The organism is Kitasatospora sp. NPDC090308 (assembly GCF_044769485.1).
GTDB lineage: Bacteria > Actinomycetota > Actinomycetes > Streptomycetales > Streptomycetaceae > Kitasatospora > Kitasatospora fiedleri.
In genome coordinates, this window is the sequence record NZ_JBIVXY010000007.1 from 343,938 (window position 1) to 363,835 (window position 19,898).

General features: G+C 77.0%; 12 protein-coding genes. 10 read left to right on the forward strand and 2 right to left on the reverse strand.

The features are described 5' to 3' along the window. Positions 1–14 precede the first annotated feature (14 nt). The 7 genes from ACIQVD_RS19445 (at position 15) to ACIQVD_RS19475 (ending at position 11,209) form a co-directional block, all read left to right on the forward strand. A complete protein-coding gene (locus tag ACIQVD_RS19445; RefSeq protein WP_402290616.1) occupies positions 15–2,123 on the forward strand; it encodes a trypsin-like peptidase domain-containing protein in 2,109 nt (702 codons plus the stop codon). Further along, positions 2,120–3,154 (forward strand): AAA family ATPase, encoded by a 1,035-nt coding sequence (locus tag ACIQVD_RS19450; protein WP_402290618.1) that lies wholly within the window; start codon positions 2,120–2,122, stop codon positions 3,152–3,154. Before ACIQVD_RS19445 ends, ACIQVD_RS19450 begins: the two co-directional genes overlap by 4 nt. Continuing rightward, on the forward strand, positions 3,151–6,876 hold the full coding sequence (locus tag ACIQVD_RS19455; protein ID WP_402290621.1) for an SAV_2336 N-terminal domain-related protein: 3,726 nt from the start codon (positions 3,151–3,153) through the stop codon (positions 6,874–6,876). The genes ACIQVD_RS19450 and ACIQVD_RS19455 overlap by 4 nt, the downstream gene beginning before the upstream one ends. 43 nt (positions 6,877–6,919) lie before the next feature. Then, positions 6,920–7,450, forward strand: coding sequence for a MarR family winged helix-turn-helix transcriptional regulator (locus tag ACIQVD_RS19460; RefSeq protein ID WP_402290624.1), 531 nt, complete (start codon positions 6,920–6,922; stop codon positions 7,448–7,450). Beyond that, positions 7,447–8,748: an MFS transporter gene (locus ACIQVD_RS19465; RefSeq protein ID WP_402290666.1), complete on the forward strand. Its 1,302-nt coding sequence runs from the start codon at positions 7,447–7,449 to the stop codon at positions 8,746–8,748. The genes ACIQVD_RS19460 and ACIQVD_RS19465 overlap by 4 nt, the downstream gene beginning before the upstream one ends. A gap of 65 nt (positions 8,749–8,813) precedes the next feature. Further along, positions 8,814–10,364: an MFS transporter gene (locus tag ACIQVD_RS19470; protein ID WP_400680908.1), complete on the forward strand. Its 1,551-nt coding sequence runs from the start codon at positions 8,814–8,816 to the stop codon at positions 10,362–10,364. Between the two features lie 95 nt (positions 10,365–10,459). Next, a complete protein-coding gene (locus tag ACIQVD_RS19475) occupies positions 10,460–11,209 on the forward strand; it encodes a TetR/AcrR family transcriptional regulator (protein WP_400680907.1) in 750 nt (249 codons plus the stop codon). Positions 11,210–11,296: 87 nt separating this feature from the next. On the opposite strand, the gene ACIQVD_RS19480 is transcribed toward ACIQVD_RS19475, so the two are convergent. After that, positions 11,297–14,422, reverse strand: a complete 3,126-nt coding sequence (locus ACIQVD_RS19480) for a putative bifunctional diguanylate cyclase/phosphodiesterase (RefSeq protein WP_402290628.1) — start codon at positions 14,420–14,422, stop codon at positions 11,297–11,299. 192 nt (positions 14,423–14,614) lie between these two features. Here ACIQVD_RS19480 and ACIQVD_RS19485 point away from each other — a divergent pair, with 192 nt between their 5' ends. Both ACIQVD_RS19485 and ACIQVD_RS19490 read left to right on the forward strand, forming a co-directional pair. After that, complete coding sequence (locus tag ACIQVD_RS19485; RefSeq protein WP_402290631.1) at positions 14,615–17,842, forward strand: amino acid adenylation domain-containing protein; 3,228 nt, start codon at positions 14,615–14,617, stop codon at positions 17,840–17,842. Between the two features lie 7 nt (positions 17,843–17,849). Continuing rightward, the gene (locus tag ACIQVD_RS19490) at positions 17,850–18,734 is read left to right on the forward strand and encodes a leucyl/phenylalanyl-tRNA--protein transferase (RefSeq protein ID WP_402290633.1); all 885 of its coding nucleotides are present in this window, start codon (positions 17,850–17,852) and stop codon (positions 18,732–18,734) included. A 40-nt stretch (positions 18,735–18,774) separates the two neighbouring features. On the opposite strand, the gene ACIQVD_RS19495 is transcribed toward ACIQVD_RS19490, so the two are convergent. Then, positions 18,775–19,422: a TetR/AcrR family transcriptional regulator gene (locus tag ACIQVD_RS19495; protein WP_402290669.1), complete on the reverse strand. Its 648-nt coding sequence runs from the start codon at positions 19,420–19,422 to the stop codon at positions 18,775–18,777. Between the two features lie 221 nt (positions 19,423–19,643). Between ACIQVD_RS19495 and ACIQVD_RS19500 the strand changes: the two genes are divergently transcribed. Then, positions 19,644–19,898, forward strand: a 255-nt coding sequence (locus ACIQVD_RS19500) for an MFS transporter (protein ID WP_402290635.1), incomplete at its 3' end; no start/stop codon positions are given.

The window sequence follows — 19,898 nt, forward strand, 5'->3', positions numbered from 1 at the left end:
GGGGCCCGCGCCCGATGCGGAACTTCGATCCGCTGACCGCCCTGCAGGCGCTGCTGGAACGCTGCCGGGTCCGGGTGGACGGCCGGACCGAGGGCAGCGGGTTCTTCGTCGCGCCCGGCTTCGTGCTGTCCTGCGCCCACGTGGCCGGCGGCGCGGCGGGCGGGCGGGTCCGGGTGGAGTACGAGGGCGCGGCGCACCCGGCCACGGTGCTCGCCGCGGCGCCGGACGCCGCCGCGGCCGCCGGTCGACCGCTGTACCCGTTCCCGGACCTGGCCCTGCTGGAGCTGGCCGACCCGCCGCCCGGCCACCCGTGCGTCTGGCTGGACCCGGAGGCGCCGCCGTCCGGGACCCGGGTGACGGCGACCGGTTTCACCCGCGACCTCGGCCCGCGGACGGCCGTCCTGGCGGCGGGCGGCCGGACCGGGCAGCCGGGGCGGGCGATGCTGGAGCTGGTGGCGGGCGAGGTCAACCCGGGGCTGTCGGGCGGGCCGGTGCTCAGCCACCGCTCGGGCGGGGTGACGGCGGTGGTGAAGGCCACCCGGCAGGAGGACAGCGCGATGGGCGGCTACGGGGTGCCGGTGTCGGCGCTGCGGCTGCTCGACCCGGCGGCGTACCGGCGGGTGCTGTCCGCGCACGACCGCTTCCACGCCGTGGACGCCCGCTGGCGCTCGCTCGCCGACGCCCCGCCGCCCACCGGGTACGCGGACGGACCCGCCGCCGCCCGGACCGCCGAACGCGCCGCCGACCGGGCGTTCCTGGCACTGCTCGCCGAACTGCCCCCCGACTCCGCCGCCGACCTGCGCGCCGCGTTCCTGCGCGCCGCCCCGCCGGGCACCTTCGAGCCGGACCTGCCGCTGCTCGACCGCCGCGACGTCTACCAGGAGCTGGCCGCCCGGGTCACCCTCGGCGGCGACCACCTGACGCCCGAACTCGCCTACTGCGCCGACCTGGTGCGCGCCCTGCCCGGGGACGCGCCGCTCACCCGGGCGCTGCGCGACCGGGTGCTGATCCGGGCCGGGGAGACCGGCCGGGGCGAGGCCGCCCGGCAGCGGATCGACGGCAGCCCGGCGTACGCCCCGGCATCCGCCCCGCCGCACCACCCACCCCGTCCGGCCGCGCCGGTGCGCCCCTCGGTGATCGGCCGGGTCCGGCACTCGCTGCGCGACCGCAGCCGCTACCACGTGCGGGTGTGGCAGTTCCGCGGCGCGGAGGAGATCGTCCCGGCCGGTCCCGAGTCCGCCGAGCTGACGCTCCCCCAGGCGCTGCGCCTGCTGGCCGAGTCGCTGCCGCCGCAGATCGAGACGGTGGAGGCGCTGGAGGCCCTGGACGGGGCGGCCGGGCGGCCGGCGCTGGTGGAGCTGATCCTGCCGCACGAGGCCCTGGACGAGGACTACGCGGGCTGGCGGCTCTGGCCGGAGCTGGAGTGGTGGACGCTGGGCCGCAAGCACCGGCTGGTGGTCCGCCCGCTGGAGCGCCACCAGGAGCCGAGGCTGCACCACCCCTGGCTGATGCGCTGGGAGCACCTGGCGGAGCAGTCGCTCGACCGGGCGCTGGTCTGCGTGTGCGGGCGCGGCCGGCAGCAGCGTCCGCAGGCGCTGGACGCCGCGTTCAACACCGCTCCGGAGCTGGCCGCGCTGGTCCTGGCCGGAGCGCCGCGCGGCGGTGCGCTGGCGCAGGCGTTCCGGGTGGCGGTGGCCTCCGGCGTGCCGGTGATGCTGTGGGAGCGCGGCACCGACCCGCGCCCGCTCGACCAGGGCGCCTGCGCCACCGGCTGCACCGCCCCCGGCCGGGGCGACTGTCCGGACGGCCGCTTCCTGCGCGCGGCCCGCACGGCGCTGGCCGACACCCACCGGGACGCCGCCCCCGACCGGATCCGCGACCTGCGCAACGAGGCCGAGCTGCACGAGGCGGAACGGCACCCGGGCCCGGACGCCCCCGACGCCCCGCTCGGCGACCGGGTGGTGCTGCTCTGGGACGACCCGGCCCGCCAACTGCCCCGCACCCGGCTCGCCCCGGCCGCCACCTCCCCGGTGACCGCGCCCACCGCCCCCGCCGCCTCCACCGCACCCGACCCCGCCCCCAGCACTTCCACCGCCCCCGCCACGGAAGGACTCCCGCGATGACCCTCTGGCGCATCTACCAGGGCGTGGACCGACCCCACGACCGGATCGCCGACCTGCCGCCCCCGCCGCCCTGGCGGGAGTTCGACGGCGGCCGGGACGGCACCCTGGCCGCCGTGGACCGCGACGCGGTCGGCGGTGGCCGCCGCCGCCTGCCGCACCGGGCCGCGTACCGGGCCGACGAGCGCACCGTCGACGCCGTCAACACCGCGCTCTACCTGCGCCGTCCGCTGCTGGTCAGCGGCGACCCGGGGGTCGGCAAGTCGACCCTGGCCGACGCGGTGGCCCGCGAACTGCGACTGGGCCCGGTGCTGCGCTGGTCCGTCAACAGCCGCACCACGCTCCGCGACGGCCTGTACCGGTACGACTCGCTGGGTCGCCTGGAGGACGCCGGCCTGGCCCGCCACCAGTCCGACGCCCCGGCCGGGGCGTCCGCCGCCACCGACCTCGGGCGGTACGTCAGCCTCGGTCCGCTCGGCACCGCGCTCGCCCCGTACGCGCTGCCCCGGGTGCTGCTGGTCGACGAGATCGACAAGGGCGACCTGGACCTGCCCAACGACCTGCTGGACGTGTTCGAGGAGGGCGGCTTCGAGATCCCGGAGCTGACCCGGGCCGCCGACCAGCAGCCGACCGTCGCGGTGCGCCCGCACGACGGCGGGCCGGCGGTGCGGGTGACCCGCGGGGCGGTGCAGTGCCGGGCGTTCCCGTTCGTGATCCTGACCAGCAACGGCGAACGGGAGTTCCCGCCCGCGTTCCTGCGCCGCTGCATCCGGCTGCACCTGCCGTCGGCGCACCAGGACGGCGCGCGGCTGCGCGCGATCGTCGAGGCCCACCTGCCGGGCGCGGGCGCGGCGGCCGAGGCCGTCGTCGGGGCGTTCCTGGCCCGGGCCGCGACCGGGGAGCTGGCCACCGACCAACTCCTGAACGCGGTCTACCTGTTGGCGCCGTCCGCCGGTGCGGCCGGGCCGGACCGGGACCGCCTGCTCGACCTGGTCATGCAGCACCTCAACGACGCCCCGCCCGGCCGGCCGTGAGCGGCGCCCCCGGCCCGGGGCGGGACGCCGTCCGCCGCCTGGCCGCCCTGCTCGCCGACCTCACCGGCCCGGACGGTCCCGCCCCGACCGGGCGCGAACTCGCCGACCTGCTGTGGCTGCACGCCCGCCTCGGCGGCGGCCCGTCCCCCGCGCCAGGGGAGGTCGACGCCGTCTCGGTCAAGCTCCGGCAGCCCGGCGTCCACCGCCCCGCCCCCACCGACCGGACCGACCCCCGCCCCGCGCGGCGCGATCCGCCCCCCGCCCCGCGCCGCCCGCTCCACCTGCCCGGCCCGGTGCCCGCCGCGGGCACCCCGCCGCTGCCCGCCTCGCCGGTCCGGGTCGGCACCGGCCGCGCCCTCCCCCGCCGCCGCGAACTCGCCCGCGCACTGCGCCCGTTGAAGCGCGGCGTGCCGTCCGCCGACCGCACCGCGCTGGACGAGGACGCCACCGCCGAGCGCCTCGCCCGCGACCCGCGCTGGTGGCCGGTGCTGGTGCCCGGCGTCGAGCGCTGGCTCGGCGTCCGGCTGATCGTCGACGCGCACGGCGACAGCGCGGTGCTGTGGGAGCCGCTGGCCCGCGAACTCGCCACCCTGCTGGCCGGTTCCGGCATCTTCCGGGACGTCCGGCTGCACCGCCTGACCGGCCCCGACGCCCCCGGGGACGACACCGCCGCCCGGCCGCCCGGCCGCACCGCCACCTTCGTCCTCACCGACGGCGTCCACCCCGACTGGGCCGGGCCGCGCCTGCGTGCCGCCCTGCGCCGCTGGGCCCAGGCCGGGCCGACCGCCGTCCTGCACACCCTGCCCGAACACCTGTGGGCGCAGACGGCGTTGGCCCCCGAGCCCGGCCGCTTCCGCACCGCCGCCCCCGCCGACCCGCACCCCCGGTTCACCCCGTACGCCCTCGTCCCGCCCCCGCAGCCGCCCGGCACCCTCGCCGTGCCGGTCCTCGGCCTCTCCCCCGAGTGGCTCGCCCCGTGGGCCCGCGCCACCGCCGGGCCGCACGCCTACGACGCGCCCGCCGTCCTGCTCGCCCCCGGTCCCCCGTCCCGGCCGCCGGCCGAACCCCCGGCCGACGACCGCCCCGCCCTGCCCGCCGGCGGCTTCGACTCCTTCCTGGCCCAGGCCCAGCCCCGGGTGTTCCGGCTCGCCGCCCTGCTGTCCGCCGTACCGCTCAACTTCGGCGTGATGCGGCTGGTGCAGTCCGCGCTGCTGCCCGACAGCCCGCCCGCCGACCTCGCCGAGATCGTCTTCAGCGGCCTGCTGCGCGCCGTCCCCGACGACCCGTCCACCGAATCCCTGGGCCGCGCCTACGAGTTCGCCCCCGGCGTCCGGGAGCGCCTGCTCGCCACCCTGCGCCGCGACGAGGCCCAGCAGGTGGTGGACACCGTCTCCGAGCACCTGGCCGCCCACGCCGCCGTGTTGGGCGCCCGCTTCACCGCGCTCTTCCCGGACCCGGACGGCCCGCTCACCCTCCCCGCCGGCGCCCGCCCCTGGGCCCACACCGGCGCCCCCGTGCCCGCCCCCGCCCCGGGCCGCCGCTTCTTCCTCCCCGTCATCGGGGTCGCCGTCCCCGGCGAGGGCGAACCCGAGGCGGCCGGCCTGTTCAGGGCGACCGCCCGGGTCGCCACCGGATTCGGCCGGCTCGGCTACCAGCAGGCCGGGCCGACCGGCGACGGCAGCGCCGTGGACCTGCTGCGCGCCTGGGCGCGGCAGGTCCGCCTCGGCCCCGGGGACCTGGTGGCGGTCTACCTGGCCGGCCACTCGATGGCCGCCTTCGGCCAGCAGGTCGAACTCCTGCTCCCGGACGGCCTGTCCGCCGCCCGCCCCCGCCGGATCCGCCGCGTCGGGCTGGAGGAGTTCCGCCGCTCCTTCGGCCGCCTCGGCCGCCTGCTCCTGATCGTCGACCAGCACCCGCTGCGCGCCGAGCCCGCCACCCCGCCGCCGGGGAGCCCGGCCCTCACCCTGCTGGTCCGCAACTCCCCCGCCCCGGCCTTCTCCGAGAGCATGTCGGGCCTGCTCACCGCCTTCGCCGTCGGCGTCTTCCAGTCGCCCGAGGTCGGGGTCCACCTGCGGGAACGCCTGCACATCGGCACCCTCGCCACGGCGGACACCACGGACGACCTGCTGCCGTTCTTCACCCCCGAGGCCAGGCCCGCCGAAGCGCGGGAGCCCGGACCCGCCCACCTGTTGGACTCGTTGGTGTCCTGGCTCACCGGTGGCATCCACGACACCGCCCCGCGGGAGTTCTCCAGCACCACGCGGCTGCCGCTGGCCACGGTCCTGCGCTGCCTCGGCCCGCTGACCGACCGCGTCCGGCAGGTCCGCGTGCCCGGCGAGAGCCTGGACCCCGCCCGGCGGTGGGAGGAGCTCGGCGAGCGGCTGGGGCTCGAACGACCCGACCGGGAGGCCGTCCTGGAGCACCTGGCCCGGCACCGCGCGGACCTGCTGCTGGTCCTCACCGCCCGCCGACCGGACGGCGAGACCCCGTTCCGGCCCGACGAGTTCCTGTCCGCCCTGACCGGCGTCGAGGCCCGCGTCCTGCTGGTCGACCCCTTCGCCACGCCGACACCGGGCGCGGTGCGACTCCGCCCCGGCCGGAACGAGTCGCTGATCTGCGACGCCGTCGACGGCGGTCACCGCCTCGAATCCGTCGACCGGGCCCGGGCCGCCGACGCCTACCGGCTCGCCCTGGACCTCGCCCTGACCGCCGGGAGCCACTGGTGGGCGGCCGTGGCCACCGCCGCGCTGGACCGGCTCGGCGCCCCGCACTCCACCCCGCACCCGACCCAACTCGACCGCATCCAGAGCGCGTTCACCACCGTCCCGGGTGCCGCCGACGCGCTGCTCGACCTCACGGACCTGATCCGCTCGGCCCCGGCCGACCTGGTGGAGCAGGTCTACGCGCTCCTGCGGGCCCTGATCGGCCACCGCCGGGACCCGGCCACCGGCATCCACCCGATCGTCGACCCGGCCGTCCTGGACGGCCTCGACCGCCGGGACCGCGCGGTCGTCCGCGACTGGATCGACAACGAGCTGGTCGAGGCCGCCGCCCCGCACCGGGCCCGGCTGCTCGAACTCGCCGCGATCCTCGACACCCCGGTGATCTCCTCCGACCCGACCCTCCCGGACGGCCCGCTGGGCCCGTGGGTGACCCGTCTCGTCCCGCACGCCGAACCCGACGGAACCCTCCGGCTGCTGCCGCGCCCCGCCCCCGCCCCCCGGCCGTCCTCCGCCGACTTCGGCCACCTCGTGCGCCGCACCTGGCGCTGCCCGACCGAGGGGTGCGCCCGCTACGCCCCCGGCCCGACCCCGCCGCCGCTGCCCAGCGTCGAAGGACTGGACGCCGTCTGCACCGAACACCGCACCCCCCTGCTCCCGGCCGCCCCCCGCCCGGCCGTCGCCCACCTCAAAGCCGTCACCGACCAGTTCTGCTCCGGCCAGTTCACCGTCGAGGAGGGGTCCTCGTTCCCGCTCTCCCTCTCGGTCGACAGCACCCCCCTGCTGGTCTCCTTCCAGGACGGCACCGTCACCGTCCGGGCCACCGACATCGGCGCCCGCTACCGCCTCCCCGGCCCCGGCGCCCCGGACTGGCAGGACCTGATCCCGGACGAACCGCTCCCCTTCCCGCCCGGCACCCGCATCGCCCCGGCCCCGGACGTCACCCTGGTCCGCACCGGCACCCCCCTCCCCGGCGAACCGGCCCCGCCCGCCGGGTCCTGACCGGATACAACAGCGCTTGTACAAGCGCTGTTACAGTGGCCGCGTGACCGGAACCCCCACCCCCGCCGGCCCCGCCGACCCAGCCGGCCCCACCGACCCCACCGAGCTGAGCCTCTGGCGCCCGCTCCGCCTGCTCCAGGCGTCGATGGACGAGGAGATCGGCCGGGTCTACGCCGAGACGCCCGTCGAGGGGCTCCGGCCGAGTTTCGTGCTGGAGCTGCTCCGGCTGCACGCGCGCGGGCCGATGACCATCACCGAGCTGGCCGAGTCGGTGCGGCACACGCACTCGGCGCTCAGCCAGAAGGTGGCCGCGATGCGGCGGGCGGGCTGGGTGGAGACCGTGCCCGGGGCCGACGCCCGGAGCAAGAAGGTCACGCTGACCGCGAAGGCGCGGGAGGTGGTCGGCCGGCTGGCCGCCGAGTGGGAGGCCACCGAGGCCGCGCTCGCCGAGCTGGAGGCCGAACTCCCGTACCCGCTCAGCCGGGTGGTTGAGGACATCGAGCGGGCGCTGGCCCGCCGCAGCTTCCACGAGCGGATCCTCGGACGGCTGGCCGGTGACCCGCGGTGGCGGTGACCGGCCGCCGGCTGCTGCTCGACGTCGCCCCGCTGCGCGAGTCGCCCGCGTTCCGGCGGCTGTGGCTCGGCGGGACGGTCTCCGGCCTCGGCGGCCAGATGGCGCTGGTGGCCGTCGCGTTCCAGGTCTGGGAGCACACCCGCAGCACGGTGTGGACCGGCGCCGTGGGCCTGGCCCAGGCGGTGCCGCTGCTGGCGCTCGGGCTGTTCGCCGGCGCGCTGGTCGACCGTTCGGACCGGCGGACGCTGTACCTGCTGGCCACCGCCGGGCAGGCCGGGTGCGCGCTGCTGCTCGCGGCCCAGGCACCGCTGGGGTACCTCCCGCCCGCCGGGGTGGTCGCGCTGGTGGCCGGGCAGTCCGTCTTCGTCGCGGCCGCGGGCCCGGCCGCCCGGACCTTCCCGCCCCGGCTGCTCCCGCCCGGGCAGCTGGCGGCGGGCCTGGCCCTGAACCGGGTCGCGTTCCAGGGCGCGATGCTGCTCGGCCCGGCACTGGGCGGGCTGCTGGTGGCGTGGGCGGGCGTCGGCGGCTGCTACCTGGCCGACGCGCTCAGCTTCGCGGCCGCCCTGTACGCGGCTCTCCGCCTGCCCCGGATGCGCCCGGACGCCGCGCCCGGCGCCGACCCCGCCGCTGCCGCCACCGCCCGCCCCGCCGGCACCGCCCGGGCGGGCCGCGCGGGGCTGCGCGACGTGCGGGACGGCCTGGCGTTCCTGGCCCGGACGCCGGTCGTCCGCGCCGCGCTGCTCACCGACCTGGCCGCCACCGTGCTGTCCATGCCGATCAGCCTGTTCCCGCTGGTCAACGCGGAGCGGTTCGACGGCGGTCCGCGCACCCTGGGGCTGTTCCTGACCGCGATCGCGGCGGGCGGCGTCGCCGCCTCCGTCCTGTCGGGGGCGTTCACCCGGCGGCCGCACCAGGCGCCGGTGATGCTGGCCGCCGCTGCGGCCTGGGGCGTCGCACTGGCCCTGTTCGGCCTGGTGTCGAGCCCGTGGCCGGGGCTGGGGCTGCTCGTGCTGGCCGGGGCGGCGGACACCGTGTCCGTGGTCGCCCGCGGGACCGTCGTCCAACTGCACACCCCGGACGCGCTGCTGGGACGGGTCGGCGCGGCCGAGCAGATCGTCGGACAGGCCGGACCGGACCTGGGCAACCTGCGCGGCGGCCTGGTCGCCTCCGCCACCTCGGGCACCACCGCCCTGATCAGCGGCGGCCTGCTCTGCCTCGCCGCCGTCGCCCTGATCGGAACCGCCACCCCCGGACTGCGCCGCCCGCCCGCCCCCGGGGAAATCCGTTGTACACCGTAGAAGGACTCCTCTACGGTGTACAACGCGCGGTCGACCGGCCGTGCCCGCCGTCCCCGGGAGCCCCCTTGTCACAGCCGTCCGTCCCCCCGCCCGCCGCTCCGCACCCGCGGCGGTGGGTCATCCTGGCGGTGGTCTGCCTGGCCACGCTGGTGGTGCTGCTCGACAACACCGTGCTCAACGTGGCCATCCCCTCCCTGACGGAGGACCTGGGCGCGGGCACGGCCGACATCCAGTGGATGATCAACGCCTACGCACTGGTCCAGTCCGGCCTGCTGCTGACGGCCGGCAGCCTGTCCGACCGGTACGGGCGCAAGCGGGCGCTGCTGGTGGGTCTCGCGCTGTTCGGCCTGGGGTCGACGGCGGCGGCCCTGGCCCAGTCCTCCGGGCAGTTGATCGCCGCCCGGGCCGGCATGGGCATCGGCGGCGCGCTGCTGATGACCACCACGCTGGCGGTGGTGATGCAGGTGTTCCACGGCCCCGAGGTGCCGAAGGCGATCGGCATCTGGGGGGCGGTCAGCTCGCTGGGCTTCGCGGGCGGCCCGCTGCTCGGCGGCGTGCTGCTGGCGCACTTCTGGTGGGGCTCGATCTTCCTGGTCAACATCCCGGTGGCGCTGCTCGGCCTGGTCGCGGTGGCCCGCCTGCTCCCGGAGAGCCGGGACCCGTCGGGCCGCCGGCCGGACGTGCCGGGTGCGGTGCTCTCCACCGTCGGCATGGTCGGCCTGGTGTACGCGATCATCTCCGGGCCGGTGCACGGCTGGGGCTCCGGCCCGGTGCTGTTCGCGGCGGCGGTCGGCCTGGCCGCGCTGGCGGGCTTCGTGGCCTGGGAGGTCCGCACCCCCACCCCGATGCTGGACATGGCCTTCTTCCGGGACAGGCGCTTCAACGGCGCGGTGGCGGGCGGCATCCTGGTCGCCTTCGGGATGGCCGGCTCGCTGTTCCTGCTCACCCAGTACCTGCAACTGGTGCTCGGCTACCGGCCGTTGGAGGCGGGCCTGCGGATGTCGCCGCTGGCCCTGGTGATCGTGCTGCTCAACCTGTCGGGCGTGGGCGCCCGGCTGCTGCCGAAGGTCGGTTTCGCGGGGGCCGTCGCCCTCGGCATGGGGCTGCTGGCCGGCGGCCTGGCCCTGCTCGCCGCGATGGGCTCGGGCCACGGGTACCCGGGGCTGCTGGCCGGGCTGCTGCTGATGGGCTGCGGCATCGCGGTCGCCGGCCCGGCGATGGCGGCGGCCGTGATGGGCGCCATCCCGCCGGAGCGGGCCGGGGCCGGTGCGGGCGTGCAGGGCACGGTGACCGAGTTCGGCGGCGGTCTGGGCGTGGCGGTGCTCGGCGCGGTGCTCGGCTCGCGCTTCGCGGCGGGCCTGCCGGAGAGCGTCCCGGCCGCGGCGGCGAAGTCGCTGCCGGAGGCCCTGGCCGCCGCCCCGGGCGAGGCCGCGCGCGGCGCGGTGCGGAGCTCCTTCGCCCACGGGCTGACGTCCAGTCAGCTGATCGGCGCGGCGGCCGTGCTGCTCGGCGGCCTGCTCTCCGCCGCCCTGCTGTACCGCGCCGACCGCCCGGCTCCGGCCGCCCCCGCGGCCCGGCCGGAGCCGGAGCCGGAGCCCGTCCCCGCCCCGCGCTGACGCCCCACCTCGGACCGGCCCCCCGCCGGGCCCGTGCTCGCCGCACGGGCCCGGAGCCGTACCGTGGTGGCACCCCGTCGAAGCGAAGGAGCAGCGTGGCCACCAAGCGAGCCTCGCAGGTCAAGAAGAGCGTGTGGCTCACCCCGGGGCCGGTGCGCGGCCGCCGTTCCCCGCGCGCGGGCGAGGGCGGTCCGGGCAGCCTGGACCGCGAGGTGATCGTCGCCGCGGCGGTCCGGCTGCTGGACGCGCAGGGCGAGGCGAGGTTCTCGATGCGCGCCCTGGCCGCCCGGCTCGACGTCACGCCGATGTCCCTGTACTGGTACGTCGCCGACAAGGACGACCTGCTGGAGCTCGCCCTGGACGTGGTGGCCGGCGAGATGGTGCTGCCCGGGGCGGGGGACGGCACCGACTGGCAGTCCGGCCTGCGCGCCCTCGCCGTGACGTGGCGCGCCGCGATGCTGGCGCACCCCTGGGCGGTCCGGATCTACGCCGACTACCTGAACATCGGGCCGAACTCGGTCCGCTTCTCCGCCCGCGCCCTGGAGATCGCCCGCGCCTCCCCGCTCTCCGGGACCGACGCGATGGCCGCCCTCTCCGCGATCTTCCAGTACACCTACGGCTTCACCTCGACCGAGGTGAACTGGGCCGAGAAGGCCGCCGAGGCCGGCAGCACCACCGAGGAGCTGGTCGAGGAGATCACCGAGGCCGTCCGCGACCTCCCGGGCCTCGCCGACTCCGGCGTCCTCCCCGACCGCCCCCGCGAGCCCGAACACCTGCTCCGCGAGCGCGAGTTCCACCGCGCCCTGGACTGGCTGCTCGCCGGCATGCAGGCCGACCTCGGCTGACCGGTCCCCGGCCCCACGCACCCGGCCCCGCCGTCCCCCCGCCCCGTCCCCCGGACCCCGGCCCCCGGCCCCACCGGACGGGCGCGGCTACTCCTCGAAGGTCCGTTGGCTGCGCACCAGTTCCCGGGCCTGGACGGCGGTCATCGGGCGGCCGAAGAGGTAGCCCTGGCCGAGCGGGCAGCCCATCGCGGCGAGCAGGTCGCGCTGGGCGGTGGTCTCGATCCCCTCGGCGATGACCGTCACGCCCAGGGTGTCGGCGATCCGGGCGATGCCCTCGACCAGGGCGTGCTGCTGCGGGGAGGCGCCGAGCCCGTCGATGAAGGTCTTGTCGATCTTCAGCATGGAGATCGGGAACTCCCGCAGGTAGGAGAGCGAGGAGTAGCCGGTGCCGAAGTCGTCGATCGCGATGCCGACGCCCAGGGCGGTCAGCTCCTCCATGTCGGCGAGGACCCGGTTGTCGCGCCGCATCAGCACGGACTCGGTGAGTTCCAGGACCAGCGCCGTCGGTTCGATCCGCGAGGTGTCGAGCGCCTCGCGGACGGTGTCGAGGAAGCCCGCGTCGCGGAACTGGCGGGCGGAGACGTTGACGTTCACCCGCAGCCGGGGCCGTCCGGGGGCGCCGCCCTCGTCCGCCCACTTGCCGACCTCGTGGGCGGCCTGTTCGAGGACCCAGGCGCCGAGCTGGACGATCTGGCCGCTCTCCTCGGCGACCGAGATGAAGTCGTCGGGCAGGATCATGCCGTGCCGGTCGTGCGGCCAGCGGATCAGCGCCTCGAAGCCGGTCAGCACGCCCTCCTGGAGGGCGACGATCGGCTGGTAGTGCAGCCGGAACGCGGACTCGGTGAGCGCGTCGTCGAGGTTCTCGTAGAGCTCGTGCCGCCGCAGCAGCCGGGTCTGGAGCGCGGAGCGGTAGTGCCGGCGCTGCCGCCGTCCGGCGTCCTTGGCGGCGTACAGCGCGAGGTCGGCGTGGGCGAGCAGTTCGGTGGTGTCGGAGCTGTCCTCGGTGGTGGCCACCCCGATGCTGGCCGAGACCCGGGCGGCGCCGGCGCCGAGCACGAACGGTTCGGCGAAGAGCGCGAGCAGGCCGTCGGCGACGGCGTCGACGTCGGCGGGGGTGCGGGCGTCCTCGACCAGGACGGCGAACTCGTCGCCGCCGAGCCGGGCCGCGGTGTCGGAGCTGCGCAGGGCGCCGGAGACCCGGCGGGCCACCGAGAGCAGCAGTTCGTCGCCGACGGCGTGGCCCTGGGTGTCGTTGACGGCCTTGAAGTCGTCGAGGTCGATGAAGAGCACGCCGGTGACCAGGCCGCTGCGGGCGGTCCGCTCCAGGGCGTGCGCGGCGCGGTCCTGGAACAGGACGCGGTTGGCCAGGCCGGTCAGCGGGTCGTGGAAGGCCAGGTGGGTGAGTTCGCGCTCCATCGCGCGCTGCTCGGTGACGTCGCGCAGGGTGAGCACCAGTCCTTCGACGGTCGGGTCGGCGCGCAGGTCGTTGAACCGGACCTCGACCTCGATCGGGGTGCGGTCGGGCCGCACCAGCCGCCAGTGCTCGCGGGGCTGGTCCTGGCCGTCGCCGGGGACGGGGAAGCCGCGGGTGCGGATCCGCTCCAGGGTCCGGACGACGCCCCGGACGTCGCCGGGCGGGACCAGGTCGGTCAGCGGGGTGCCGTCCAGCCGGGCGTGGCCCAGCACCCGGGCCGCGGAGGTGGAGGCGTAGCGGACGGTGTCGTCGTCGTCGAGGATCAGGATGACGTCGCTGGCGCTCTGCACCAGGGTGCGGAAGTACAGCTCGCTGTTGCGGTGGTTGATCTCCTGGCTGAGCAGCACCCGTTCGACGGCGAGCGCGGCCTGGGCCGCGAGGATCTCCAGCGGGCCGCGCAGGTCGGCCAGTTCCTGTTCGGTGCCGGCCGCGACCAGCACGCCGAGCAGCGGGTCGCCGGAGGGCCGTTCGGCGAGGGTGAGCGGGCAGAGCAGCACGTGGGGCAGGCCGTGCGGGAAGGCCGCCGAGGTGCCGCGCAGGTCGTCGGCGGGCAGCAGCAGCGTGGTGTCCGGCGAGGCGAGGGCGAGCAGCGCGCCGACCTGTTCGGTGGGCGGGGCGGTCGGGGCGCCGGCCGGCCGGGAGTGCGGGGTCCGGGCGACGGCGAGCCGGACGGGGTGGCCGGGGCGGGCGGGCATCAGGGCCGAGGCGGCGCTCTCGACGCCGGTGGCGATCTCGTCGACGGTGACCGCGGCGGTCAGCCGCGAGCCGGCCTCGCGCAGGGTGCGCTCGCGCACCGCGGCCTGCCGGTAGGCGGCGACCACGACGGCGAGCCGGGCCAGCACCAGCAGGTACAGGACGGCCGAGAAGGCGCCGATCACGCCGGTGTTGGCGGTGTTCCCGGCCACCCACTCGGCCAGCAGGATGGCGGGGGCGATGAGCGCCGCGGCGGTGAGCAGCAGCAGCCGTCCGGTGCCCAGGCCGGGTTGCTGGGTGGGCAGCGGGTGGGTGAGTTCGACCATCGAGGGGTGGAGGGCGGCCGCGCCCCAGGCGGCGTAGAGGACGGCCCAGCCGAGGTCGACGGGGGTGCCGATGTGCCAGTTCCCGTGCAGCTGGATCAGTCCGTAGGCGGTGTCGGAGAGCAGGATGCCGACGGTGCCGACGGTGAGCAGTTGCAGCGAGCGGCTGGCGCCGCCGCTGGGGGTGAGCAGCCGCAGCAGCAGGGCGAGGACGACGATGTCGCCGAGCGGGTAGGCGATCGAGACGGCCTTGGAGAACCAGTCGAGGTCGGGGTTGCGGGTGTAGGGCAGGATCAGGTAGATCCAGCCGAGCAGCGCCAGGCTCATGGTGAGGATCAGGGCGTCGAGCAGCCCGGCCCAGTCCTGTCTGGACTTGCGGCGGCGGATGAAGAGCAGGGCGCCGGCCGCGTACAGCACGAACTCGGCGAGGTAGAAGACGTCCGCGACGGACGGGAACGGGTTGTCGAGGTGCAGGAACTGGGTCTGGACGACCTGGGTGACCTCGCCGGCGGTGAAGCTGACGTTGGCGAGGGCCAGCAGGTACCAGGGCGTGGCGTGCGCGGGCCGGTTCAGCCGGACGCCGGTGACGACGGCGGCGGCGCCGCTCATGCCGATCCCGGTCCACCAGATGATCCGCTGGTCGGGGTTGGCGTAGTAGATGCCGGTCAGCAGTGCCATCCACGCCAGGAAGCAGGCCATCAGGAGCCGGCGACGGGCTGTCATGGCGCTACCTCCTGCCGGTAGGGTCCCGGATCGACGGCTTGCGAACACCTTCGTCCACCATGGGCGCATATAGTCGAATAGCACAATTTCGTATCTGTTTCTGTTGCCCGCGCGAGCGAGGTCAGTCCTGTGGTGGAACGAGCAGGCGGTACGGCGGACGGTCCTCCCCCGCCGGATGGGACCAGCTGGTCGGTGATCCGCGACGCCTCCGGGCGGCACGCTATCCGACCGGCCGCGGCGGCCCGGACGGACGGGTGGGAGCCGGTCTTCGGGCCGGCCGGGCGCCCGGACTGCCGGGCGTTCGTCGACCGGAACTGGCGGCCGTCGGAGCTGGGCCTGGCGGCCCGGTCCGGGGACGGCCCGCGGCCCGGTCCGGGCGGGCCGGTCCCGGCGTACGAGGCGTTCCGGGCCCGCGCGGCGCGGGACCCGGAGGCGCTCGCCGTGCTGGGCGAGGGCGGCACGCTGTCCTACCGGGAGCTGGCGCTGCGCGCCGCCCGGCTGGCCGGGGCGCTGCGGGCGGCCGGGGTCAGGCCGGGCGACCCCGTGCCGGTCCGGCTGCCCCGGGACGTGGACCTGGTGGTCGCCTGGCTGGCCGTGCTCGGCGCGGGCGGCGGCCTGCTGCCGGTGGACCCGTCCTGGCCCGCCGAGCGGCAGGACCGGGTGGTGGCGCGGTGCGGGGCGGCCGTGGCCGTGGCGGCGGGCGCCCCGGGCTGGCCGGGGGTGCGGGTGCTCGGGCCGGACGCGGCGGGTCCCGTCGAGGAGCCGCCCCCGCTCGGTCCGGGCGACCTGGCGTACCTGATCCACACCTCCGGCTCCAGCGGCGTCCCCAAGTGCGTGGCCGTGGCGCACGGGCCGCTGGCGTTCACCCTGGACCGGGTCGGCCGGGCGTACGGGCTGGCGCCGGGCGACCGGGTGCTGCAGCTGGGCGCGCTGGGTTTCGACACCGCGCTGGAGCAGGTCCTCGCGCCGCTGACCCGGGGCGCCGCGGTGGTGCTCGGCGGGGTCGACGCGTGGGCGCCGACCGAGCTGCTGGAGCGGATCGGGGAGCTGCGCCTGACGGTGGCCGACCTCACCCCCGCGTACTGGCACCACCTGGTGGCGCAGCTGGAGCCGGGCGAGCTGGGCCGGACGGGGCTGCGGCTGGTCCTGGTCGGCGGGGACGTGGTGCACGTGGACGACTGCCGGGCCTTCCTGGCCCGGCTGCCGGGGGTGCGGCTGCTCAACGCCTACGGGGTGAGCGAGGCGGCGATCACCTCCACCCTCTGCGAGGTGACGGCCGAGGTGCTCGGGGACGCCGCCGCGACGGCGCCGGCGCCGATCGGCCGGCCGCTGCCCGGGGTGCGGGTGCACCTGTTGGACGGGCGGCTCGCACCCGTGGCGCCGGGCGGGAAGGGCGAGATCCACCTGGCCGGTCCGGGCCTGGCGCTGGGCTACTGGCGGGACGCCGCCGCGACCGCCGAGGCGTTCGTGCCGGACCCGTCCGCCGGGGAGCCGGGGGCGCTGGTGTACCGGACGGGCGACACCGGGCGGCTGCGGCCGGACGGTGTCCTGGAGATCCTCGGGCGGGTCGACGAGCAGGTGAAGGTCGGCGGCTTCCGGGTCGACCCGGGCGAGGTGGAGGCGGTGCTGGCCGCCCACCCGGAGGTCCGGCTGGCGAAGGTGCTGGCCGACCGGACCGCCCCCGACGGCAGCGCCGCCCTCACCGCGTACTACACGACGGCGGACCCGGAGACGGCCCGCGCGCCGGAGCGGGTCGCGCCGATCCGCGCCCACCTGGCGCGCTACCTGCCCGCGTTCATGGTCCCGGCCGCGTTCGTGCCGCTGGCGGCGATGCCGCTCACCGCGGCCGGGAAGATCGACCGCCGGGCGCTGCCGGCCCCGCCCGCGTCGGCGGTGCACGCCGCCGCGCCGCCGCCGGGGCCGGGCGACGGCGTTCCCGCGGACGCGACCGAGCTGACCATCGGCCGGCTCTGGGCCGAACTGCTCGGCGTGGACCACGTCGAGCCGTTGGACGACTTCTTCGCCCTGGGCGGGACGTCGCTGCTGGCCATGGAGATGCTGGCCCGGGTCCGGCTGCTGGCCGACCTCGACGTCACCCTGGTGCGCGGCCTGACCCGGTCCCTGCTCGGCGAGCCGACGCTGCGGGCGTTCGCCGCCGCGGTCCGGGCCGCCCGCGCGGGGGGCCCGGCCGGCGCCGGGCCGGGGGCGGGCGGCATCGACTGGAACGCGGAGGCCGAGGTGCGCTGCCCGGTGCGCGGCGGCGGCGGGCCCGCGCCGGACCGGGTACGGCCCGCCGAGATCCTGCTCACCGGCGCGACCGGCTTCTGCGGCGCCCACCTGCTGGAGACGCTGCTCGCCACCACCGGGGCGCGGATCCACTGCCTGGTCCGGGCGCCGGACCGGGCGGCGGCGGCCGAGCGCCTGCACGACGCCCAGCGGCGCTTCCTGGGGCGGCAGTTGACGGACCCGCGGGTCGTCCCGCTGACCGGGGACCTCACCGAGCCCCTGCTGGGCCTGCCGCAGCACCGCTTCGACTGGCTGGCCGAGCACCTCGACGCGATCCACCACCTGGGCGCCCGGGTCAACTTCCTCTACCCGTACCACCAGCTGCGGCGCGCCAACGTGGACGGCACCCGGGAGGTCGTCCGGCTGGCCGGGCACCGCCGGGGCGTGCCCGTCCACTACGTCTCGACGCTGGCCGTGCTGGCCGGTTTCGGGGCGGTCGGCGTCGACGGGGTGGACGAGCGCACCCCGCTCGCCCACCCCGAGCACCTGGGGGTGGGCTACGTGGAGTCCAAGTGGGTCGCCGAGCAGCTGCTGCACCGGGCGGCGGCGCAGGGGCTGCCGGTCACCGTGATCCGCACCAACGACGTCACCGGGGACCTGGCCGGCGGGGCGATGAACCCGGCGACCGAGCTGTGGGCGCTGGTGCTGTACTTCGCCGAGAGCGGGCGCTACCCGCAGGTGCGGCTGCCGCTGGACTTCGTGCCCGCCGACCGGTTCGCCCGGGCCGCCGCCCACATCGCCGCGCACGCCCCGGCCCGCGGCGACGTCTACCACCTCGCCTCGCCGCGACCGGCCTCGCTGCCCGAGCTGGCGGCCCGGATGGCGGCCGCCGGCCGTCCGCTCACCGCCGTCCCCTACCGGGAGTGGGTGCGCGAACTGGTGGCCTTCGCGGCCGCGCACCCGTCCCACCCGATCGCGCCGTACGCGCCGCTGTTCGTCGACCGGGCGCCCGGCACCGGGCTGTCGATCAGCGAGCTGTACTTCCGGCCGGTCTTCCCGCGCTTCGACCGCTCCCGGGCGGAGGCCGCCCTGGCCGGCAGCGGCATCGTGCTGCCGGACGTCGACGCCGGGCTGCTGGACCGCTGCCTGGCGCAGCTGGACGGCACCGGGCTGCTGCCGGGCCGGGCGGGCTGAGGCCGCGGTGAGCAGCGCCGACGGACCGGACGCCTTCGACGGGCCGGACCCCGCCGCCGAAGCGGACCCTTTCGACGGACCGGACCCTTTCGACGGACCGGACCCCTTCGACGGGCCGGACGCCCTCGACGGACCGGACCCCTTCGACGGGCTCGACCTCGCCCGCGCGCCCGCCGACGCCCCGGTGGCGTTCGGCGCGGAGCTGACCGGCCCGGTGCTGCTGGCCGCCTACCGGCGCGGCCTGTTCCCGATGCCGGCCGACGAGATGGCGGCCGCGTTCCACGAGGTCCGCCACGGCTCGGAGGTGGCGGCCGGGCGGATCGCACTGCTGCCCGGGCCGGTCGGGCAGGACCCGTACGCGCTGGCCTGGTGGTCCCCCGATCCGCGCCCGGTCCTGGCGCCGGGGGAGGTGCACCTGGCGACCCGGCTGCGCCGGAGCCTGCGGGCCGGGGCGGACGGGTACAGCACGGCGGACCGCGCCTTCGCCGAGGTGGTGGCGGGCTGCGCGGAGGGGCGGCGGCCGGTCTGGCTGACGCCGGCGCTGCGCGCGGCGCTGGCCCGGCTGCACCGGGCGGGCGTCGCGCACAGCGCCGAGGTCTGGGACGGGCCGGAGCTGGTGGGCGGCGCGTTCGGGGTCGTGGTCGGCGGGGTGCTGAGCCTGGACTCGATGTTCGGGCGCCGGCCGGGCGCGGACCGCACCGCCGTCGCCGACCTGGCCGCCCGGTTCGCCGCCGCCGGGGGGCGGCTGCTGGACGTGCAGTGGGACAGCCCGCACGTCCGGGCCCTGGGGGCCCGGACGGTGGCGCGCGGGGACTACCTGCGGGCGCTGGCCGGGCCGGCCGCCCCCGCCGCGCCGGAGACCGGGCGGCTGCCGCTGTCCCGGCTGGGCTGAGACCGGGCCGGGGACGCCCCGGGGCGTCCCCGGCCCGGTCTCAGCCCGCCTGGAGGCGGAGCCCGGCCAGGGTGAGGTCGAGTTCGGCGAGGAACTGCTCGCGGTCGTCGTGCCCGTCGAACTCGTCCACGATGTGGTGCAGGAACGGGTAGCGCTCCGGGTCCAGGGCGCGCCAGTTGTCGGCGAAGCGGCCGAGGAACTCCTCGCGGCCCACGGCGCCCTCGACGACCTCCTCGGGCGGTTCCTCCTGGCCCAGGTCGGCGGCGTTGCTGACCACGACGCCGATGACCGCCGACAGGGCGTGGAAGCGCTGCTTCGGGGTGAGGTCGAGGCGCAGCAGCTGCCGGCCGAGCAGTTCGTACAGGCGCAGCGAGTTGCCCTCGGTGCCGATGTTGCGCAGGAAGCGGTCGCCGAGCCAGGGCCGGTCCGCCACCGCGTCGAACAGCGTGACGGCCATGGCGCGCAGGTCGGCGATCGGGTCGGCCGTGTCGGGCCGCTGCTCGACGGCGGTCAGGACGCCGCCGAGGACGTGGTCGATGGCGCGGTCGAGCAGGTCGTCCTTGCCGGAGACGTACCAGTAGATGCTGCCGACGCCGGTGCCCAGCCGGCTCGCGAGGGCGCGCAGGGTCAGGGCCTGTTCGCCGTCCTCGTCCAGCAGGGCGACGGCGGCGGCGAGGACGGCCTCCATGGAGTGCGAGGCACGTCGACGCCCTCGGGTCGGGCGTTCGGCGGGGTGCGGTCGCGTCGGTGCCATGGTTCCCATCCAATCACATTTGCGGGATTATCGAACTCGGTTCTATAGTAGAACCACGTTCGATAGTGCGTCGCGGACCGGTACGGCCGCACCCCGCGCCCGCCCGGCGCGACGCCCGGACCGCCCCCGCCCGAAACCACGAAAGGAGGCCCGTCATGACTGCCACCGCTGCCGCACCCGCGGCTTCCCGCACCTATCCGTCGCTGCGCGCGGCCTGGATCCCGATGGCCGCGCTCTGCCTGGCCTTCTTCGTCGAGATGGTCGACAACACCCTGCTCTCGATCGCACTGCCGACCATCGGCCGGGACCTGGGCGGCGGCACCACCGCCCTCCAGTGGGTGACCGGCGCGTACTCGCTGACCTTCGGCGGCCTGCTGCTGACGGCCGGGTCGATGGCCGACCGGCTCGGG